Annotated in this window: 15 protein-coding genes and 2 pseudogenes; 6 read left to right on the forward strand and 11 right to left on the reverse strand. The window is 61.2% G+C overall.

Annotated features, from left to right (window positions below):
• Nucleotides 1-7: 7 nt before the first annotated feature.
• The 8 genes and pseudogenes from IQK56_RS05485 to pap form a co-directional block, all read right to left on the reverse strand.
• Nucleotides 8-502: a fimbrial protein gene (locus tag IQK56_RS05485; RefSeq protein ID WP_150760358.1), complete on the reverse strand. Its 495-nt coding sequence runs from the start codon at nucleotides 500-502 to the stop codon at nucleotides 8-10.
• A gap of 10 nt (nucleotides 503-512) precedes the next feature.
• Nucleotides 513-1,094, reverse strand: coding sequence for a fimbrial protein (locus IQK56_RS05490; RefSeq protein ID WP_193862257.1), 582 nt, complete (start codon nucleotides 1,092-1,094; stop codon nucleotides 513-515).
• A 21-nt stretch (nucleotides 1,095-1,115) separates the two neighbouring features.
• Nucleotides 1,116-1,874, reverse strand: coding sequence for a fimbria/pilus periplasmic chaperone (locus IQK56_RS05495; protein WP_150760359.1), 759 nt, complete (start codon nucleotides 1,872-1,874; stop codon nucleotides 1,116-1,118).
• A pseudogene (locus tag IQK56_RS05500) lies at nucleotides 1,871-4,473 on the reverse strand (outer membrane usher protein). The gene IQK56_RS05495 and the pseudogene IQK56_RS05500 overlap by 4 nt, the downstream one beginning before the upstream one ends.
• Before the next feature lie 20 nt (nucleotides 4,474-4,493).
• Nucleotides 4,494-5,054: a fimbrial protein gene (locus IQK56_RS05505; RefSeq protein WP_122308355.1), complete on the reverse strand. Its 561-nt coding sequence runs from the start codon at nucleotides 5,052-5,054 to the stop codon at nucleotides 4,494-4,496.
• 53 nt (nucleotides 5,055-5,107) lie between these two features.
• Nucleotides 5,108-5,617 carry a fimbrial protein gene (locus tag IQK56_RS05510; RefSeq protein ID WP_425274547.1) on the reverse strand — a complete coding sequence of 170 codons (510 nt, stop codon included), beginning with the start codon at nucleotides 5,615-5,617 and terminating at the stop codon, nucleotides 5,108-5,110.
• A 519-nt stretch (nucleotides 5,618-6,136) separates the two neighbouring features.
• Nucleotides 6,137-7,321, reverse strand: a complete 1,185-nt coding sequence (locus IQK56_RS05515) for a thiolase family protein (RefSeq protein ID WP_193862258.1) — start codon at nucleotides 7,319-7,321, stop codon at nucleotides 6,137-6,139.
• A 357-nt stretch (nucleotides 7,322-7,678) separates the two neighbouring features.
• On the reverse strand, nucleotides 7,679-9,193 hold the full coding sequence (gene pap / locus IQK56_RS05520) for a polyphosphate:AMP phosphotransferase (RefSeq protein ID WP_122307236.1): 1,515 nt from the start codon (nucleotides 9,191-9,193) through the stop codon (nucleotides 7,679-7,681).
• 141 nt (nucleotides 9,194-9,334) lie between these two features.
• Here pap and mnmC point away from each other — a divergent pair.
• The 5 genes and pseudogenes from mnmC (at nucleotide 9,335) to IQK56_RS05545 (ending at nucleotide 16,644) form a co-directional block, all read left to right on the forward strand.
• Nucleotides 9,335-11,331 (forward strand): annotated as a pseudogene (gene mnmC / locus IQK56_RS05525) (bifunctional tRNA (5-methylaminomethyl-2-thiouridine)(34)-methyltransferase MnmC2/FAD-dependent 5-carboxymethylaminomethyl-2-thiouridine(34) oxidoreductase MnmC1).
• Nucleotides 11,332-11,550: 219 nt separating this feature from the next.
• Complete coding sequence (locus IQK56_RS05530; RefSeq protein WP_193862260.1) at nucleotides 11,551-13,323, forward strand: N-acetylglutaminylglutamine amidotransferase; 1,773 nt, start codon at nucleotides 11,551-11,553, stop codon at nucleotides 13,321-13,323.
• A 3-nt stretch (nucleotides 13,324-13,326) separates the two neighbouring features.
• Nucleotides 13,327-15,096 carry an N-acetylglutaminylglutamine synthetase gene (gene ngg, locus IQK56_RS05535; RefSeq protein WP_150676441.1) on the forward strand — a complete coding sequence of 590 codons (1,770 nt, stop codon included), beginning with the start codon at nucleotides 13,327-13,329 and terminating at the stop codon, nucleotides 15,094-15,096.
• Between the two features lie 76 nt (nucleotides 15,097-15,172).
• On the forward strand, nucleotides 15,173-16,357 hold the full coding sequence (locus IQK56_RS05540) for an osmoprotectant NAGGN system M42 family peptidase (protein WP_122309702.1): 1,185 nt from the start codon (nucleotides 15,173-15,175) through the stop codon (nucleotides 16,355-16,357).
• 59 nt (nucleotides 16,358-16,416) lie between these two features.
• On the forward strand, nucleotides 16,417-16,644 hold the full coding sequence (locus IQK56_RS05545) for a YheU family protein (RefSeq protein WP_003192759.1): 228 nt from the start codon (nucleotides 16,417-16,419) through the stop codon (nucleotides 16,642-16,644).
• 6 nt (nucleotides 16,645-16,650) lie between these two features.
• Here the strand turns inward: IQK56_RS05545 and IQK56_RS05550 are convergent, their stop codons facing one another.
• A complete protein-coding gene (locus IQK56_RS05550; protein ID WP_122309699.1) occupies nucleotides 16,651-16,848 on the reverse strand; it encodes a carbon storage regulator in 198 nt (65 codons plus the stop codon).
• A gap of 127 nt (nucleotides 16,849-16,975) precedes the next feature.
• Nucleotides 16,976-17,791 carry an SDR family oxidoreductase gene (locus tag IQK56_RS05555; protein ID WP_150760363.1) on the reverse strand — a complete coding sequence of 272 codons (816 nt, stop codon included), beginning with the start codon at nucleotides 17,789-17,791 and terminating at the stop codon, nucleotides 16,976-16,978.
• A gap of 330 nt (nucleotides 17,792-18,121) precedes the next feature.
• Between IQK56_RS05555 and IQK56_RS05560 the strand changes: the two genes are divergently transcribed.
• Nucleotides 18,122-18,274, forward strand: a complete 153-nt coding sequence (locus IQK56_RS05560; protein ID WP_015885095.1) for a DUF3309 family protein — start codon at nucleotides 18,122-18,124, stop codon at nucleotides 18,272-18,274.
• 52 nt (nucleotides 18,275-18,326) lie between these two features.
• Here IQK56_RS05560 and IQK56_RS05565 read toward each other — a convergent pair whose 3' ends face one another.
• Nucleotides 18,327-20,414 carry an LTA synthase family protein gene (locus IQK56_RS05565; RefSeq protein WP_150676443.1) on the reverse strand — a complete coding sequence of 696 codons (2,088 nt, stop codon included), beginning with the start codon at nucleotides 20,412-20,414 and terminating at the stop codon, nucleotides 18,327-18,329.
• Between the last annotated feature and the right edge of the window lie 346 nt (nucleotides 20,415-20,760).

The raw sequence follows: 20,760 nt of genomic DNA on the forward strand, positions 1-20,760 counted from the left end.
TTCCTCTTCATTGATATTCGACGACAAGGATCGCGGCGGCATCGAACGCCCCACCCGTGAGTGTGCTTCCCGCGCGTTTGACAGGCACCGCCTGCACCACAGGGAAGTTTGGATGGGTAAAATTCACCGCAGTATTGAGCGGCCAGTCCGCACCATTCACAAACAGCTTCACCCCCAGGTCCGGCTTGCGGGTCAAGAGCACACGGCTGTCGAACGAAGCGCCCGGCCCCTTGAGTTCCAGCGTCATCGCGTTGCTGAACGGCGCGCCGCAGGTGACCGTGTAAGGCACATTGCGACGGTAGTTGACCCCGTCAACCCGTGACGTCAGCAGGTCATTGCCAAACGGCACATCCAACGTACTGCCACCGTTGATGACACACGGCGGTGGCGCGATGATGACCGCGCGGACGGTCAGGCTGGTCTCGGCCTGCACACCTTGGCTGACGGTCCACAGCACGCAACTGCCGATAAAAATGGCTCGCGAGCCGATTGATTTAGCCATCGCTTTGCCCTTACTCATAATTGAGCCTGAATTCCACCACGGCCCTGAATACGCCACTGGTCAACGGCGCGGAGGTGCGCGTGGGCCGAACCTTCCAGGTCTGGGTGTTGCGGCCAATGGGCAAAAACAGCGGTTCGCCCCTTGAGCCCAACTGCACATCACGACCCAGGGCATCAGTCAGATGCAGGCCCATCCCGGTGATCCCCTGCACTTTGACCAGCCGAGGGTCCTCGTCATCGGCAGGCGCGCTGAACGCGACCGACAACACGGGTTGGTAAGCACTCCATGCCAGGTTCCCCGTACGTTCGCTGCGCACCCGGCCCGCGGTGCGCTGGCAATCGGTAAAACGCAGCTGGAATGCCTTGGCTGTCGCCTGGTCACCCGGCCGTTGCAACTGGCTGGTCGAGACAGCGTCCAGGTCAACCGTCTGATGCAGCGATGCCATCTCCAGGCTGCAAGGCGACTCATGCATGGCGCCGAGCACATTGAGCAGCCCACTCATGCCTTCGATATCCTCTTCATCCTCGGCATGCGCGCCCACCGCCAGGATCCACAGCAGGCCGCCCAAGACTTTCACACGTTGCGACGTCATAACCTTCTCCCGCAGCAGGCATTACTTATCAGACGATGAGGCCTGCACGTTGACGTTGCACGTGCCGCCCGTGCAGGTGAAGGCCAGCAGCGGACGACCACCGTAATCATTCACGTAGGTCAGATAAGGCGTGCTGCCCAATGCAGTGGCCGTTGGCCCCAGCATCAGCGCACCCTTGGGCGGGACCATCAGGGGCGCAAAGCCCGGTACGGTTTTACCCTCCTTGCTGCTGCGCGCATCGACCAGGGTCACGTAGTAAGGCGTAGGGTTATTGACCCGGTATTGATCGCCTTCCCGGGTGAGGGTCAATTGCTGCTGCCAAGGGTTGGAAAAGTCCTGCTGGCTCGGCGTGATCGCTTGCGGTCGGTAGAACAACTTGACGCGGGTCTGCAACGCAATTTGCAAGGTGTTGGATTTATCGCTGCGTGGCGGGATTTCCCTCAAGTTGAAGTAGTAGACCGTCTCTCGGTCCTGCGGCAACGATTTGGCCGCCGGTAATGCCTGGACTTTGACCTGGCTTTGTTTGCCCGGCTCCAATCGTTGAACCGGTGGCAGCACGATCAAGGGCGAGGTTATTTTTTCCCCCGCTTCATCCTCGATCCAGCCCTGGGCCAAATACGGCAACTGCGTATTGTTGTTGGTGATGTTCACGCTGGTAGCGTCTTTGCCACCGTCGAAAATCACGCGGGTACGGTCCAGGCCCACCGCGGCGTTGACGCTCTGGCTCAAGCCCAGGGCCAGCAGCAAGGCGCTGGAGGTAACGTGTTTATTAAGCATCATGAGGCTGTGTTCTCCGTATCGTTGGGCTCACCGGTCAACGCGGCCGGCTCGGGCGAGGATGGGGCAGCTGCGACGGCCTGGCAGCGCAGTTGCAGGGCATCGGTCAAGCCGTCAGCAGGCAAGACGACGGGGAGCGTGAGGATGCATCGCTCATCACCGCCCCAACTGACGACCATTTGCTCGCCAGCCTGAATGCCGCTCAGGTAGACATTGCCGCCGTCATTCACAATCCCGGTGTCCTGCTGTTTCAGGTTCTTCACTGTCGCGCCGAAGGGCGGTGAGCTGCCATCCGGCAGGCGCAGCACGCCATGGCCTTTTCCCCGGCAATCACATCCAGCGCGCGGTAACCAATCGCCCCTTCGGTGAGGGTCAGTTGCGTGACGGATTGGGTCGCTTCGACATTGCTCGGCAAGCGCTCCAGATCAACACTGGCCGCCGTACGCTGATAGCTGCTGATGTCGGAAATGACCGCCTTGCCGAAGGCGTTACTGCGGGTGGGTGCGCCGTAACCCCGCACGGGAACATCGGGCACGCCGCCGGTATCGATCATCAGGCGGGTGCCGCCGGTACTCGTGGTGCGGTGCAATGCAGCGCCATACGGGGTGAGCGTGCCCCCCCCGCGCGCAGACACACCGAGGGTCCTGAAGCCGCCCTCTTGGGTACTGGCGCTCAGATCAATATCGGCCTGGTCGCCCATATGGCTCAGGTAACCACTGGCGGACGTGTTGCTTGCACTGAGCTGGTAACTGTTGCGCTCATCCAGGCGATCGCTGTAGCGCGTGGCAACGTTGTTTCTGCCGGCGGCCCTGTTGGCATCCAGCGACAGTGTGCCGGTACGCCCCAATGGCAGGCTGACCGTGAGCGCCATCCCGTTGTCGCGGTAGTTGTATTCCTGAGTACGGAACATATTCAGGGACAGGCTCATGTTTTTTACCGAACCCACATTGAAGTAACGCGACAGCGACAGGTTCCAACGCTGAGTGTCCGGCCGGTCCCAATAGGTTTGTTTGTGGTAACTGGCGTAGACCGTGGCGCTCAGATCACGCAGCTGCTTGTTGACCGTCACCGTATAAAGCGCCTTGCTGCCGCCAATAGGCATCCAACCCTCATCGGGATCCCGATAATCCCCGCGCCCGCCAAGTTCGCCGTTCAACCCGTAATGCCGAGCATCCAGGTATTCACTCATGCTCAGGAAATTCTTCTCGGAAAACCGGTAACCGGCAAAAGTCACCTGGCTGTCGTACTCCTCAAAGTTCTTGGAGTATTGAAGGCGATAGGATTTACCAGAAAGCGTCTCGCCCCACACATTGGCATGAGACTGCGTCACATCCAGCGAGACGGCCCCGAACGAAAGCAAGTCGCGCCCGGCCCCGACGGACAACGCCCGATAGTTGTTATCGGTCACTGCGCCGCCAAACAACGACCAGCCATTGCTGACGCCCCAGGAAAACTCGCCCGTACCGAAAAAGTCGCCATCGGAGCCGTACTGGAGATTGGACGGTCGCCCCGCCGCCAACTTGTAACGCACCTGTCCGGGGCGTGTCAGGTAGGGCACGCCGGCCGTATCGATCTGGAAGCTGTGTACCGTGCCGTCCTGTTCTTCGACCCGCACGTCCAGTTTGCCCGTCACCGCGTCTTGCAAGTCTTGAATGCGAAACGGACCTGCCGCGACCAGGGTTTCGTAGAGCACACGCCCCTGCTGGCTGATGATGACTTTTGCATTGGTTTTGGCCACGCCGACCACTTCCGGCGCGTAACCCCGCAAGTTAGGTGGCAACTGGCTTTCATCCGAGTTGAGCGCGGCACCGGTAAAACGAAAGCTGTCGAACAGATCCGAGTACAGGTAGTTCTCACCCACCAGCAGGCGCGCCTTCAGCGCAGGGATGGCGCGATACGCGTAGTAGCGGCTCCACTCCAGCTTTTGAGGCCCGGCCGCCTCCTGCCGACCGCGCTCCACACGCCCCTGCCAATCGGCCCGCAAGCGCCAGGCGCCGGCATTGGCTCCGACGGTGCCGTTGCCGCTGAGGTTATTGCGGTTGCCATCGCCCCTCTGGTAGTTGGACTGCGCCGTCAGGCTGTAGTCAATCAACAGCCCCGGCACGCCCTCATCCCATCGGGAGGGCGGGTCCCAGTTCATGGCGTTGTACTCAAGATATGCCTGAGGCAAGTTGATGCTCAACGTGGAGCTCGCCAGATCACCCGTGACCTCCATGCCAGGCAGGCTTTGAATGTCCAAGCACTCACCGCCCTTCCACCATATAAGTTTGCTGGCCTCGGAAACTTTCAAGCCCAACTGTTCCACAAGACTGTGAGATAAACAGGCCTGGCTGCCTTTAGGATCTTTATCGGGGGGATAGAACGCCACCGGTTGTTCAGCAATCGGCTGGCCGTTGATGTGCACAACCATCGAATAAGTACCGGGTAAAATAAAGCCGCTGCGCGCAAATTGAGACAAGTCAATATTGGTGCGATCAACCAGGTCGAGAACGTCGGTATTAAACTCGATATCTGCGGCCCCCATTGCAGTTCCCGCCAGTGACATCAGCCCGCTAAACAGACCAGGGCGCAGCGTATTTTTGATCTTCGCTGTATTCAACATGAAAGCCTGTCCATCACTATTCAAAAGTATTCCAACCTGAACCGCACTGCGGCACTGTGGGCCCCCACCACCAGCGGCAGTCCATTACCGACCAGATAGAATCTGTAGTTGAGTGTCATATCGCCCTCGGCCAACGGCGTCGGCGTCATGCGTTGTCCTGGAATGCTCTCTTCGCCGGCGGCATCCACAATGTGCAAGGCAACGCCCTGGGAAGCGCCAAAGACAGCAAAGGAGAGCCCGGACCTGTCGGTAGGGCCGTCAAACGTCACTCGCATATGCTCCCAATCAGGCAAGGTTCCCCCTGGGCGCAAGGGGTCCGGACGCGTCAGCGAGCAATTGACCAGGCGCAACTGGAAGGGATGGTCCTCACCCCGCGCGTTGCGTAACAGCCGGCCAACCGGCTCCGGCGGCATCTCGATGGTTTGATCGACACTGCCCAGTTCCAGCCCGCAGGCTGAGTCAATGACCTCTCCCCCCAACAGGACGACCCCTTCGCCCTGCGAAGACGCCTGGGCGAAGACGCAAGGGTTGATCAACGTCGTCAATGAAGAGGCGAGAGCGAAACGAATGAATGTGTTCACCTGGATCTCCCGTCAGCGTCCCCCCCGCCACACTCGGTGACGGGGGGAAAAACTTACTGATAAGCCAAGGTGAAATTGGTGACGGCGCTGAAATCGCCGGGAATGATTGGGTCCGTCGCGGCGCCTTGCACATAGGCACCGAACTCCAGCGTGTTGTCACCGCTGGCGATGATCTGCGGGGCCGTAGGAACGCCCAACTTCACCAGGTCGCCGCCGTGGGTCATCATGATGCCCACGCCGCCAGCGCCACCGACGGTACCGATCGCGCCAGGCACAACGCTGGAGGGTGCACCGGTGAACGTCGTGGTCACGGTGTTATCGGTGAGGTCGGATAAATCGCAGCCTTCAAGCTCGATCAACACACGCCGGGCCTCAGACTTGCCACCCGTTTCCAACTGATGCTTTGCAATGGCACCCAGGAGCACTGTCTGATCGACAGAGTCCGGCTTGATAGAGCAAGCACCCGAATGGACCGACCCCAAAAACGTGACCGTTCCATCCGCCGCATTAGCCACGGACACCGACCCCGCCAAGAGACCGACAGCCAACAGAGCAGTTTTCATTTTGGTTTTCATTCACAGATTCCCACTTAACAAATGTCATTAAAGGAGCCCGGCAGCGGATAAGCGCAGAGCTGATTAAACGAGCGGTGTGACCCGCAGCATTAAGTCGGTTATTCCCGAGTCGCTTTTACAACTTCTTGTATTGCAATTCAGGGTTCCGCTCAACGCCGGGTAAGTTTCCACTCCACACTTGAGTAAGTAAGCCGTCCATTTCCGTTAACAACGTAGTTACAAAACACCCTGACACGCAGGAAAATCATGGCCATTGGCTAAAACTTTAAAAACAGCCGAAAGAAATGGACTACACAACAGATTAATGAGAACAATTCAAAACAGCGTGCATCTGTAAGAACAGGATCACATGCACTAAAAAATAACCGAACCCACTGAGCCCGGCCAACTATTTAGTTTAAAAAGTGGTGCCTGATTATGACTGACCAGCGGATGCTAAAAGAGGGAGCACGCTCCCTCTTGGCATTGATCGGGTACAAGCGACGCGCATCGCGACCCCTAGACCGGCTAGCGCACGGCCTCAAACAAACCGGTAGCGCCCATACCGCCGCCCACGCACATGGTGACGATGCCGTAACGCAGGTTGCGCCGCTGCAGCTCACGCACCAGATGCCCGACCTGCCGCGAACCGGTCATGCCGAAGGGGTGGCCGATGGAGATCGAGCCGCCGTTGACGTTGTACTTGGCGTTGTCGATTTCCAGACGATTGCGCGCATACAGGCACTGGGAGGCAAACGCTTCATTGAGTTCCCACAGGTCGATGTCCGCCACTTGCAAGCCACGCGCCTTGAGCAGCTTGGGCACCGAGAACACGGGGCCGATGCCCATCTCGTCCGGCTCGCAGCCGGCCACGGTGAAGCCACGGAAGAACGCTTTGGGCTTGAGCCCCAGTGCCAGGGCTTTTTCCAGGCTCATCACCAGGGTCATCGAGGCGCCGTCGGACAGTTGCGACGAGTTGCCCGCTGTGACCGAACCGTCCTCGGCAAACACTGGCTTCAGGCCCTGCAAGCTGGCGAGTGTGGTATCGGGGCGGTTGCAGTCGTCGCGATCGACCACGCCGTCGAGGATCTGCACCGCGCCGGTGTTCTTGTCCTCGACCTTGTACTTGACCGTCATGGGCACGATTTCATCGTCAAATAAGCCATCAGCCTGGGCTTGGGCCGTGCGTTGCTGGCTTTGCAGGGCGTATTGGTCCTGCTCTTCACGGCTGACGTTGTAGCGGCGCGCGACGATTTCGGCGGTCTGGCCCATGGGGAAGTAAATGCCCGGCACCTGCTCTTTCAGCAGCGGGTTGATCAGGTTGTCGGTGTTGACGCTTTTCATGGTCAGGCTGATGGACTCCACGCCACCGGCGACAATGATGTCGCTGCACCCCGACGCGATCTGATTGGCCGCGATGGCAATCGCCTGCAAGCCCGACGAGCAGAAGCGGTTGAGGGTCATGCCCGCCGTGCCAGTGCCCAACTGCGACAGCACCGCCACGTTGCGCCCGATGTTGTAGCCCTGCGCGCCCTCGTTGGAGCCGGCGCCGACGATGCAGTCTTCCACCGTGGCCGGGTCGATGCCATTGCGGGTCAGCAGCGCGTTGACGCAATGGGCCGCCATGTCATCCGGACGGGTCTGGTTGAACTTGCCGCGAAAGGACTTGGCCAGGCCGGTTCGTACGCTGTCGACGATGACTACTTCACGCATGGGCTACCTCGATCTTGTGGTTATGGGGTATGGATCGAGAATAGATGCAGGCCCACGCAGCCGCGATGATCATTCATCCGGCATATACAAAACCATGGCCGGGCGAGGCGGTGGGGCTATTGGGGGAACTGGCTCTTTGTGGTGAATCTGGTATCGCTGGTGAGCCTGTTATCTCTGGTGAACCTGTTATCTCTGGTGAACCTGATCCCTGTGGTGAGCAGGCTTGCCCTGCGCTGGGGCGCGAAGCGGCCCCGATACAGTCGACGCGTTTCTTCAGGCAGAACTGGCTGGCAGGTTTGGGGCCGCTTCGCAGCCCAGCGCAGGGCAAGCCTGCTCACTACAGAAGCCTTCCGAAGGTTATTTCTTTTTCTTCTTATCGTGCTTGTCGGTGTTGGCGAACGCTTCCTCCAACGCTCGGTTGATCGTGCGCAACACCTTGACCCGCGCCCAGCGCTTGTCATTGGCCTCCACCAGGGTCCAGGCGGAGATTTCGGTGCTGGTACGGTCGACCATATCGCCCACCGCAGCCCGGTAGTCGTCCCATTTGTCGCGGTTGCGCCAGTCGTCTTCAGTGATTTTGAAGCGTTTGAACGGGATTTCCTCGCGGGCCTGGAAACGCTCCAGCTGGGTGTCCTTGTCAATGGCGAGCCAGAACTTGACCACGATCACGCCCGCATCGCGCAGTTGCTCTTCGAAGTCATTGATCTCGCCATAGGCCCGCATCCAGTCTGCCGTGGTGCAAAAGCCTTCGATGCGTTCCACCAGCACGCGGCCGTACCAGGAGCGGTCGAACACGGTAAACATGCCGCGTGCCGGGATCTTTTGCCAGAACCGCCACAGGTAAGGCTGGGCGCGTTCGTCTTCACTGGGCGCAGCTATCGGCACGATGTGGTACTGGCGCGGGTCCAGCGCCGCGGCCACCCGACGGATCGCACCGCCCTTGCCCGCTGCATCATTGCCTTCGAAGACGCTGATCAACGCGTGCTTGCGCATGCGTTTGTCGCGCATCAGGCCAGAGAAACGTGCCTGCTCGGTGATCAGTTGTTCTTCGTAGTCGTCCTTGTCCAGGCGCAGGGACAGGTCGAGGCTGTCCAGCAGGTTCTTCTGGTCAACCGAAGGGATCAAGGGTGCCGGGTTCATGCCGCTGGCCTTGCCTTTGGCCTGCTTGAGCGCATTTTGCAGGCTGTCCAGAAGGATCTTGCCCACGGTCAGGCTGCGGTAATGCGCGTCCACGCCCTCGATCACATGCCACGGCGCGTAGTCGCGGCTGGTACGGCGCAAGATGCGCTCGCCGAAGTGCACGAACTTGTCGTAGGTCTCGGACTGCTGCCAGTCCAACGGGCTGATGCGCCAGCTGTGCAACGGGTCGTCGGCCAGGGCCTTGAGCCGCGCTTTCATCTGCTTCTTGGACAGGTGAAACCAGAACTTGAAGATCAGCGCGCCTTCGTCACAGAGCATCTTCTCCAGGCGCTCGGCGCCGGCGATGGCCTGGTCGAGCCGTGCGTCCTTGATCTGCCCGTGCACGCGGCCTTGCAGCATCTGGCTGTACCAGTTGCCGAAGAAGATGCCCATGCGCCCCTTGGCCGGCAGCTGTCGCCAGTAGCGCCAGGCCGGTGGTCGGGCCAGTTCTTCGTCGGTCTGCTGGTCGAAGGTGCGCACTTCGATCAGGCGCGGGTCCATCCATTCATTGAGCAGCTTGACGGTCTCGCCCTTGCCCGCGCCTTCCACGCCGTTGATCAGGATGATCACCGGGAAGCGTTTCTGCTGTTGCAGCTCGTACTGCACTTCCAGCAAGGCCTCGCGCAGGGCCGGCACTTCGGCCTCAAAGGTGTCTTTGTCGATGGCGTGACCGATTTCGGCGGATTCGAACATGGGCAGCTCCGTTTCAAGATGGCTCAAGACTAGCGGATTGGGCCGCAGCACGCGGGAGGAAATTGCACCCGCGCTTGCCATGGGTCAATTCAATGGCGGTTGATCAGCTAGAATGGCCGCCTTGTCTTTGCAGAGCCGCCCATGAACCCCGTATCCCACGCCCAGCTCGACTGGGATGACCAAGGCCGCCCGCACTCGCGGGTCTTCGACGATGTGTACTTCTCCGACAAGTCGGGCCTGGAAGAAACCCGCTACGTGTTTCTCGAACAGAACCGTCTGCAGGCGCGTTTTGCCGAGCTGCCCGAGGGCGCGTGCTTTGTGATCGGCGAGACCGGCTTCGGCACCGGGCTGAATTTCCTCTGCGCGTGGCAGTTGTTCAATGAGCACGCGCCGGCCAGCGCCCGGCTGCATTTTGTCAGCGTCGAAAAATACCCCCTCAGCCCCGCCGACCTGACACGCGCCTTGTCCCTGTGGCCGCAGCTCAAGGCCCTGGCCGAGCCGTTGCTGGCGCAGTACGTCGCGATTCATCAAGGTTTCCAGCGCCTGGTGCTGGACAGCGGGCGCGTCACCCTGACGCTGTTGATCGGCGACGCCCTGGAGCAATTGCCTCAGCTGGATGCCCAGGTCGACGCCTGGTTTCTCGACGGGTTCGCCCCGGCGAAAAACCCCGACATGTGGACCGCCGAGCTGTTCGCCGAGCTTGCCCGGCTGGCGGCACCCGGTTCAACCATCAGCACCTTCACCAGCACCGGCTGGGTCCGGCGCCTGATCAATGCCGCCGGCTTCAAGATGAAACGCACCCCCGGCATCGGCCACAAATGGGAAGTACTGCGCGGGGAGTTCCTCGGCTGGCCGGACGACGTGCCACCTCCCGCCGCCATCAAGCCCTGGTTTGCCCGCCCGCCCGTGCACACGGGCGAGCGCCGCGCCTTGGTCATCGGCGGCGGGCTGGCCGGTTGCGCCAGTGCCGCCAGCCTCGCGGCGCGGGGTTGGCAGGTCAGCCTGCTGGAGCGTCACGCAGGGCTCGCTCAGGAGGCCTCCGGCAATCCGCAAGGCGTGCTCTACCTCAAGCTGTCGGCCCACGGCACGGCCTTGTCGCAGATGATAGTCAGCGGGTTCGGCCATACCCGGCGCCTGCTGCAACACTTGCATCGCGGGGTGGAGTGGGACGGCTGCGGCGTGCTGCAACTGGCCTTCAATGCCAAGGAGGCCGAGCGCCAGGCGCAACTGGCCCAAGCGTTCGCGCCGGAACTGCTGCATCTGCTGGATAAAGACCAGGCCCAGATTAAGGCCGGCGTTACCTTGGCCACGGGCGGGATGTTTTTCCCCGAGGGTGGCTGGGTTCATCCGCCGGCGCTCTGCCAGTGGCAGGCGCAGCAACCGGGGGTTCAGGTGCTGGCCCACCACGAGGTGCTCGAACTGCGCAAAGTCGACGGCCACTGGCAGGCCTGGGAAGGTCAAACGCTGCTGGCCAGCGCACCGGTGGTGGTGCTGGCGGCGCCACGGAGGTCAAGCGCTTTGCCGCCTGCGCCGAGCTGCCGCTCAAGCGCATCCGTGGGCAGATCACCCGGTTGCCGCAAACCGCCGCCAGCGCTGCGCTGGCCACGGTGGTGTGTGCCGAAGGCTATGTGGCGCCCGCACGCTTGGGGGAACACACCCTCGGAGCCAGCTTCGACTTCAAGAGCGATGACCTGGCCCCGACGCCCGCCGAACACGCCAGCAACCTGGCCCTGCTGCAGGAGATCTCCACCGACCTGATGCAACGCCTGCACGCTGACACGCTCGCCCCGGATACGCTGGACGGTCGCGCCGCATTCCGCTGCACCAGCCCCGACTACCTGCCGATTGTCGGCCCCTTGGCGGATCACCCAGCCTTTGCTCACACCTTTGACGCGCTGCGCAAGGACGCCCGCCATGTACCGCAGACACCTTGCCCGTGGCTGCAAGGGCTTTACGTCAACAGCGGCCACGGCTCCCGTGGGCTGATCACCGCGCCGCTGTCCGGCGAACTCTTGGCGGCCTGGCTGGATAACGAGCCCCTGCCCCTGCCGCGAAGCGTGGCCGAGGCCTGCCATCCCAATCGATTCGCCGTTCGGTCGTTGATTCGAAGCAACGTGACAAAACCCGAGCAAGGTTGATCGGTCGTCCTTAGCCAACGGGAAGCGCACCCTCGGTGCTTTTCCCCAGCCCTCCCCGGCAGCAGCGCCCTGTAAGCGGAAAATCCGCCCCATGGGCCATCTGCCTTATAACAGATTGATCTAAAACTCCGCGCATCCACCCCGGTCAGTTTCTGGGTACCCGCCGTTTTGGCGCTTGGTACTTCTTCCCTCCCCAACGGAAAAACCGGTAAGGACTTTATGTGCGGATTAGCTGGAGAACTGCGTTTCGATCACCAACCTGCCGACCTGGCAGCCGTGGAGCGAATCACCCATCACCTGGCGCCACGCGGACCTGACGCGTGGGGTTTCCAGGCTCAAGGGCCGATTGCCCTGGGCCATCGACGCCTGAAAATCATGGACCTGTCGGACGGCTCCGCCCAACCGATGGTCGACGCCCAATTGGGCCTGTCCCTGGCCTTCAACGGTGCGATCTATAACTTCCCGGAACTGCGTGAAGAGCTTGAAGCCCTGGGCTACGCCTTCTATTCCGGCGGCGACACCGAAGTGCTGCTCAAGGGCTACCACGCCTGGGGCGAAGCGCTGCTGCCCAAGCTCAATGGCATGTTTGCCTTCGCCATCTGGGAACGCGACGCCAAGCGCCTGTTCATCGCCCGTGACCGCCTGGGCGTGAAGCCACTGTATCTGTCGCGCACCGGCCAGCGCCTGCGCTTTGCCTCAAGCTTGCCGGCGCTGCTCAAGGGCGGCGATATCAACCCGATCCTCGACCCGGTGGCGCTCAATCACTACCTGAACTTCCATGCGGTGGTACCTGCGCCGCGCACCCTGCTGGCGGGGATCGAAAAACTGCCGCCAGCGACCTGGATGCGCATCGACGCCGACGGCAAGACTGAACAGAAAACCTGGTGGACCCTGCCCTACGGCCCGCGTGAGGATGAAAAAAACCTCAGCCTGGAAGACTGGACCGACCGCGTGCTCGACAGCACCCGCGACGCCGTGGCGATCCGCCAACGGGCGGCGGTGGATGTGGGCGTGCTGCTCTCCGGCGGCGTCGATTCGAGCATGCTCGTCGGCCTGCTGCGGGAAGTCGGCGTGCAGGACCTATCGACCTTTTCCATCGGTTTTGAAGACGCCGGCGGCGAAGCGGGTAACGAGTTCCAGTACTCGGACCTGATCGCCAGGCATTACGGCACCCGTCACCACCAACTGCGTATCGCCGAGAGCGAGATCATCGAACAACTGCCGGCCGCGTTCCGCGCCATGAGCGAACCGATGGTCAGCCACGACTGCATCGCCTTCTACCTGCTGTCGCGGGAAGTGGCCAAGCATTGCAAAGTGGTGCAAAGCGGCCAGGGCGCCGATGAGCTGTTCGCCGGTTACCACTGGTACCCGCACGTCGACGGCGCCAGCGATCCGTATGCGGCGTACCGCGAGGCGTTTTTCGACCGCAGCTACGACGACTACGCCGCCACCGTCGCGCCCAAGTGGCTGACCGCCAATGATGCCGCTGGCGACTTCGTGCGCGAGCATTTTGCGATGCCCGGTGCCGATGCGGCGGTGGACAAGGCCTTGCGCCTGGACAGTACCGTGATGCTGGTGGACGACCCGGTCAAGCGCGTCGACAACATGACCATGGCCTGGGGTCTGGAAGCGCGCACGCCGTTCCTCGACTACCGCCTGGTGGAACTCTCGGCCCGCGTGCCAGGCCAGTTCAAGTTGCCCGACGGCGGCAAGCAAGTACTCAAGGAAGCGGCGCGCCGCGTGATCCCGAGCGAAGTCATCGACCGCAAGAAAGGCTACTTCCCGGTGCCCGGCCTCAAGCATTTGCAGGGCGACACCTTGAACTGGGTGCGTGAACTGTTGCTGGACCCGAGCCAGGATCGTGGCCTGTTCAACCCAGCCATGCTTGATCGCCTGCTGACCGACCCTCAAGGCCAATTGACCCCGTTGCGCGGCTCCAAGCTGTGGCAATTGGCGGCGCTGAACCTGTGGCTCAGCGAACAAGGAATCTGATTGATGAAACCCCACGCAGCGGCTTATAGCCAACGCTTGCTCAAGGGCCAGGCGCCGACCTACGAGCGCCTGCAAGCCCGACTGGCCGAAGATGGCAGCCCCCTGGCCGCCGAACCGATTGCGGTGCATTGCGGCTGGGGCCGGTTGTTGATCGGGCATACCTTTCCTGATCCAGCAAGCCTGGCGCAGGCGTTGCTCCACGAGCAGCCCGGTGAGCGCGACATCGCCCTGTATGTGGCCGCGCCCCAGCAGATCCTCGGGATCGATCCCCAGCAGTTGTTCCTCGATCCGTCCGACACCCTGCGCCTGTGGTTTACCGACTACCGCCCGGCCACGCGGGTGTTTCGCGGCTTTCGTATCCGCCGGGTGCAAACCGAGGCTGACTGGCTGGCCGTGAACCAGCTGTATCAGGGACGCGGCATGTTGCCCGTCGACGCCGGACGCCTCACGCCACGCCATCAAGGTGGCCCGGTGTACTGGCTGGCGGAGGATGAAGACAGCGGCGCGGTGATCGGCAGCGTCATGGGCCTCAATCACCAGAAAGCCTTTCACGATCCGGAGAACGGTTGCAGCCTGTGGTGCCTGGCGGTCGACCCGCAATGCACGCGGCCCGGCGTCGGCGAAGTGCTGGTGCGCCACTTGGTGGAACACTTTATGAGCCGTGGCCTGAGCTACCTGGACCTGTCGGTGCTGCACGACAACCGTCAGGCCAAGAACCTCTACGCCAAGCTCGGTTTTCGGGCGTTGACCACATTTGCGATCAAACGCAAGAACGGCATCAACCAACCGCTGTTTCTCGGCCCTGGCCCGCAGGCAGGGTTCAATCCCTATGCGCGGATCATTGTCGAAGAAGCGCACCGGCGTGGCATTGATGTGCAGGTGGACGATGCCGACGCGGGCCTGTTCACCCTCAGCCACGGCGGGCGTCGCGTGCGTTGTCGCGAGTCGTTGAGCGACCTGACCAGCGCCATCAGCATGACCCTGTGCCAGGACAAAAGCCTGACCCACAAGGTGCTCAAGGCCGCAGGTTTACAACTGCCGTCACAGCAACTGGCGGGCAGCGCCGATGACAACCTGGAGTTCCTCGACGAACACCAGCGAATCGTGGTCAAGCCGCTGGATGGCGAACAAGGCCAGGGCGTGGCGGTGGATCTGCACAGCATCGAAGAGGTGCAACAGGCCATCGAAGCGGCGCGTCAATTCGACAGCCGCGTGCTGCTGGAAAGCTTCCACGAGGGCCTGGACCTGCGCATTCTGGTGATTGGCTTCGAAGTGGTCGCCGCCGCGATCCGCCGCCCCGCTGAAGTGATTGGTGACGGCCATCACTCCATCGGTGCGTTGATCGAAGCCCAGAGCCGACGCCGCCAGGCGGCCACGGACGGCGAAAGCAAAATCCCGTTGGACGCCGAAACCGAACGCACCCTGGCCGCCGCCGGCTACGACTACAACAGCATCCTGCCCGGCGGTAAAACCCTGGCCGTGCGCCGCACCGCCAACCTGCACACCGGCGGTTGCCTGGAAGACGTGACTGCGATCCTGCATCCAACCCTCAAGGACGCCGCCGTGCGGGCCGCCCGCGCCCTGGATATTCCCATGGTGGGCCTGGACCTGATGGTGCCCGCCGCCGACCAACCCGAGTACGTGTTTATCGAAGCCAATGAACGGGCCGGCTTGGCCAATCATGAGCCGCAGCCGACTGCGGAGAAGTTTGTGGATTTGTTGTTTCCACACAGTGGAAAGCCTCAAGTTACAAGCTGCAAGCCTCAAGACTAGAGCAATGCCGGCAAGCCTCAATAGTGCTTTTAACTTGAAGCTTGCAGCTCATAGCTTGCAACTAAAGGAAACCTTTATGACCCGAACCATCCCCGAACCGGATCTCAACTACCTGCAAAAAGTGCTGCTGGAAATGCTCGCCATTCCCAGCCCCACCGGGTTTACCGACACCATCGTGCGCTACGTCGCCGAGCGCCTCGAAGAACTGGGCATCCCGTTTGAAATGACCCGGCGCGGCACCATTCGCGCCACCCTCAAGGGCCAGAAAAACAGCCCCGACCGCGCTGTATCTGCGCACCTGGACACCATCGGCGCTGCCGTGCGGGCGATCAAGGACAACGGTCGCCTGACCCTGGCGCCAGTGGGCTGCTGGTCCAGCCGCTTTGCCGAAGGCAGCCGCGTCAGCCTGTTCACCGACAATGGCGTGATTCGCGGCAGCGTATTGCCGTTGATGGCGTCCGGGCATGCGTTCAACACCGCCGTGGATGAAATGCCGGTGAGCTGGGACCACGTAGAGCTGCGCCTGGACGCCTACTGCGCGACCCGTGCCGATTGCGATTCCCTCGGCATCAGCGTGGGCGATTATGTAGCCTTTGACCCGTTGCCCGAGTTCACCGAGAGCGGGCATATCAGCGCCCGTCACCTGGACGACAAAGCCGGCGTCGCCGCCCTGCTCGCCGCGCTCAAAGCCATCGTCGACAGCGGCGAACCGTTGCTGATCGACTGTCATCCGCTGTTCACCATCACCGAGGAAACCGGCAGCGGTGCAGCCGCCGCCCTGCCGTGGGATGTGAGTGAGTTTGTCGGCATCGACATCGCGCCGGTCGCCCCCGGCCAACACTCCAGCGAGCATGCGGTCAGCGTGGCAATGCAGGATTCCGGCGGGCCGTATGACTATCATCTGTCCCGTCACCTGCTGCGCCTGGCATCGGAAAACGACCTGCCGGTGCGCCGCGATCTGTTTCGTTATTACTTCAGCGATGCGCACTCGGCGGTGACGGCCGGCCACGATATCCGCACGGCGCTGCTGGCGTTTGGTTGCGACGCGACCCACGGCTACGAGCGCACCCATATCGACAGCCTGGCCGCTCTGAGTCGCCTGTTAGGCGCGTACATCCTCAGCCCTCCGGTGTTCGCCAGTGATGCGCAACCGGCCCAGGGTTCACTGGATCGGTTCAGTCATCAGTTGGAGCATGAGACGCAGATGGAGAGCGACACGCGCGTGCCGTCGGTGGACAGTCTGGTGGGTCAGAAGTCCTGATACTGGCAACCAGCGTCCCGGCGCAGTAGCATCGCCGGGACTAAACCCCTGAGGCTTGTATGCTGATTCCCTACGATGCACTTGAAGTCGACACCCTGACACGCCTGATCGAAGACTTCGTCACCCGCGACGGCACCGACAATGGCGACGACACGCCCCTGGAAACCCGCGTACTGCGCGTGCGCCAGGCGCTGACCAAGGGCCAGGCGCTGATTGTGTTCGACCCGGAAAGCGAGCAATGCCAGTTGATGCTCAAGCACGATGTGCCCAAGCATCTGTTCGATTGAGGGGGGTTAAGGGTTGGTAGCAGGTTGGGGTTGAGTGGCTTGTCGTTCGAGGATTTTCCGATGCACCTCGGCGCGATGCACATTGACCCCCGCTGGCGCGGCAACACCGAATTTCACTTGGGTACCGTTGAGTTCGAGGACGTGCAAGGTAATGTGGTCCCCGATAGAGATGATTTCGCCTACAGCGCGGCTTAAGACCAGCATGGCGGCTGTCCTTTTGCAGTGACAGGACCTCGACCATGCGCGATGGCTGGAGTGGCTTCAATGGCTTGCAGCCAAATCAGGCAACACCTACAAGCGTAGGTAAATTGCCTGACAGACCATCGCTCGATCAGCCCTTCACTGCCTGTGCCTTGGCGCGCATCTTGTCGGCCATGGTGGTCATTTCGTCGTAGAGCAACTGCGGATTTTTCTGCTTCAACGCCCAGGCCATCCGGCCCTGCTCGTGGGGCAGGATCATGAACTCCCCTTCAGCGACACGTTGATAGATGTAATCAGCGATATCCGCCGCCGAGATCGGCGAACTCTCCAGTAACTTGCCCACCTGGGCCTTCATCGCCGGCGTCGGCCCACGGAACGAATCCAGCAGGTTGGTCTGGAAGAACGACGGGCACACCACATGCACGCCGACTTCCTGTTGCTTGAGCTCTACCAGCAGGCTCTCCGACAGCGCCACCACACCGGCCTTGGCCACGTTGTAGTTGCTCATGGCCGGGCCTTGCATCAGCGCCGCCATGGAGGCGATGTTGATGATGCGGCCCTTGCTCTTTTCCAGCAGTGGCAGGAACGCCTTGCAGCCCTTGACCACGCCCATCAGGTTGATCGCGATCTGCCAGTCCCAATCCTCCAGGGACAATTCGGCGAAGAAGCCGCCTGAGGCGACGCCGGCATTATTGACGATCACATCAATGCCCCCCAGTTTCACCTCGCACGCTTGGGCAAATGCGGTGAGCTGGCTGTAGTCGCGCACATCGCAACGCTGGATAAAGCCATCGCCACCGGCCTCGCGCACGAGTTTGAGGGTTTCCTGCAAGCCCGGCTCGCTGACATCCGACAAGGCCAACTGCCAACCCTCACGGGCCCAGCGCAGAGCGATTTCACGACCCAGGCCGGACCCGGCGCCAGTGATCATCATGCGATTTTGCATAGGAGGTAGCCTTGTGGTTCACAGAAGAAGTGATCGGCAGTGTAGCGAAGGTTTTTCCCGCACCCACGCACCATCAGAGTGCTGAATGCCCCAGGCAAACCGTGGGCCCGGTCGGATGCCTGCGTATAGCCTAAGTTCAATCTTTTTCAACTAGGACTGGGGAGTGGCGAGCGTATTAAAAGAAATAAGCACGTTTGCAAAATGCTTTAAAAAAACACGGAATTTTCTGCGAAGCGCAGCAGTCGGAGTTGTTAAGGCGCCCGTAATTAAACCTGCGGTCCTAACGTTTAATCATCAGTCCTTGCACAAGGCCTATAAGGAAATAAAACCATGAGCCTCATTCTAATTATCATCCTGATCCTGCTGCTGGTCGGTGGTCTGCCAGTGTTCCCGCACTCCCGCAACTGGGGCTACGGCCCGTCGGGTATCCTGGGTGTTGTGCTGGTTGTGCTGCTGGTCTTGTTGTTGCTCGGCCGGATATAAAAACCGCATAAAAAAAGAGGCCTGAAAAGGCCTCTTTTTTATTGCCGGTTAGTTAGTCCGGCTTGCCGTCAACCACGCCGGCGGTGTTATCCAACAGGCTCTTGGTCGCCGTCTGCAGGAACGATTCAAGTTTCTGCTTCAGCGCGGCCTCATCCGGCGATTCAGCAATCACCTTACCGGTCGGGTTGGCGCCCAGTTCGTATTCCCACAACTTCGGTGGCATCTCCTTGGGCAGCACGAGGATGCGGTCTGCGGTGACCAACGCCACGGTCTGGTCGCTGCCCGATGGCTTGATCACGCCGAAGCCCTTGTCGCCTTCCGGCAGGTTCAGCAAGTCACGGCCCCAGCACTGGTGCAGGGTATCGCCACCGAGGCGGCCCATGATGGTCGGCACGATGTCGATCTGGGTGCCCACGGTGTGGTCACGCTCGCCGAACTTCTCCTGCATGCCCGGTGCGATCATCAGCATCGGCACGTTGAAGCGGCCCAGGTCCATCTCGGTGATCTGCTGTTCATTGCCAAACCCGTGGTCGCCCACGATCACAAACAGGGTTTCCTTGAAGTACGGCTCCTTGCGGGCCTTTTCAAAGAACTGGCCCAGGGCCCAGTCGGAGTAACGCATGGCCGTCAAATGTTCGTTGAGGCTGCCACGGTCGGTGACTTTCTCAACCGGCAATGGGGTTGGCAACGCGTACGGCGTGTGGTTGGACAGGGTTTGCAGCAGTGCGTAGAACGGCTTGCCGCCTTCGCGGGCTTTCAGCTCTTGCAGGCCACGGTTGAACATGTCCTGGTCGGAGACGCCCCACGTCGGGTCGGAGAACACCGGGTCGACGAAATCGTTGCGGCCGATGAAGTTGGTCATGCCCTGGTTGCTGAAGAAGCCCGACTGGTTGTCCCAGGCGAAGTCGCCGTTGTAGACATACACGTCGTTGAAATCACGTGCGCTGAGCAACTGCGGCAGGCCCGACAGCTTGTGGCTGCCTTCCGGGGTCTGCATCAGGTATTCAAAGCCTGGCAGGTTCGGGAAGCAGGCCATGGTGGCGAACATACCCTGGTGGGTATGGGTGCCGTTGGAGAAGAAGCGGTCGAACAGCAGGCCTTCCTTGGACAGCTTGTCGAAGGATGGCGTGATGTTGCCCGGACGGCCCAATGCGCCCACCGAGTGACCGGCGAAGCTTTCCATCAGGATGACCACGACGTTCTTGATCGGCAGGGTCTTCTCGGCCGGCGGCATGTAGTCACGGCGCACGGCGGCGGTGTCGGTATCCACCAGTTTTTCCTGGGGCAGTACCAGCATGTCGCGCACGGTCTGGGTCGCCAGCGGCTGATCCAGGGTGGCCTTCCAGATATTGGCGCGGTCTTCACCGAACCGGGCCTTGGCCGCCGCGATCAGCGACAAGGTGCCATTGAGGCCCAACTGGTTGGCGAAGTTCGAGTCTGTGGTGTACACGTCACCCCAACGCAGCGGCGGGCCCTGGCGCAGGGTGCCACGAGCGGCAACCACGGCGATCAGCAGGCAGACCACGAACACGGCGATGCGGTTGTACCACGGGGCCACCTGGCGCGTGCCAATGCTGCCACCGCTGAACGGGCCGCGTGGGCGCGTGGCGCGGTCGGCGCCTTTGAAGGCCATACTCAGGATCAGCGTGCCCACGGCCCAGGCCAGCAGGTAGCGCACCACCGGGAAACCGTACCAGAGCATGCTCATCACGGTTTTCGGGTCTTCCTTCACGTACTGGAAGACCAGGCCGTTGAGGCGCTGGTGGAACTCGCGGTAGAAGTCCATCTCCATCAAGCCCAGGAACAGGGCGATGCTCGACGCGATGGTCAGCCAGAAACGGAAGAAGCCCCGCGCTGCCATGGCCCGTACGCTGAACAGTGCCAGCAGCAGCGGGATCAGCAGGTACACAACCAGGCGCAGGTCAAGACGCAGACCGTTGGCGAACGCTTCCAGGAAGGTCGAAGCCGGTGTGTCGAGGATCATCTCGCGGTTGTAGACCAGCAGCGCCAGGCGCAGCAGGGAGAACATCACCATCATGACCAGTGCGCAGAGCAGCGTGTACGCCAGATGGGATTTGACGGTCGGTTGCAGCAGGCGATTAGAAGCTCGCTGCTGACTCAGGGCGTCCGGGTTTGCCATGTCGTTTCAGGACCCATTGGAAGTTTAAGTGACGAAATATCGCAGTGGCGCGAATGGTGCCCGATCAGTCACAGCAAGGCTATTAATTACTGAACGTGCGCCGCTGCAGCGCCTTTAATGGCAGGCAGAAAAAGCCGGGGAATTGTCTTGGATGGGTTGTGAAAATTGTGTGCAGCGAATATTTCGATACACAAATCTCGCGGGCGCCCTAAACCAAATGTGGGAGGGGGCTTGCCCCCGATAGCGGTGTGTCAGTGCCAGATGGGTGGCTGATACACCGCTATCGGGGCATAGGTATCTACACAACTGCTTGCTCTTACGCTGTTGCTCTGGCTTTTGATCTTGA

The sequence above is a fragment of the Pseudomonas cyclaminis genome (assembly GCF_015163715.1).
Lineage (GTDB): Bacteria > Pseudomonadota > Gammaproteobacteria > Pseudomonadales > Pseudomonadaceae > Aquipseudomonas > Aquipseudomonas cyclaminis.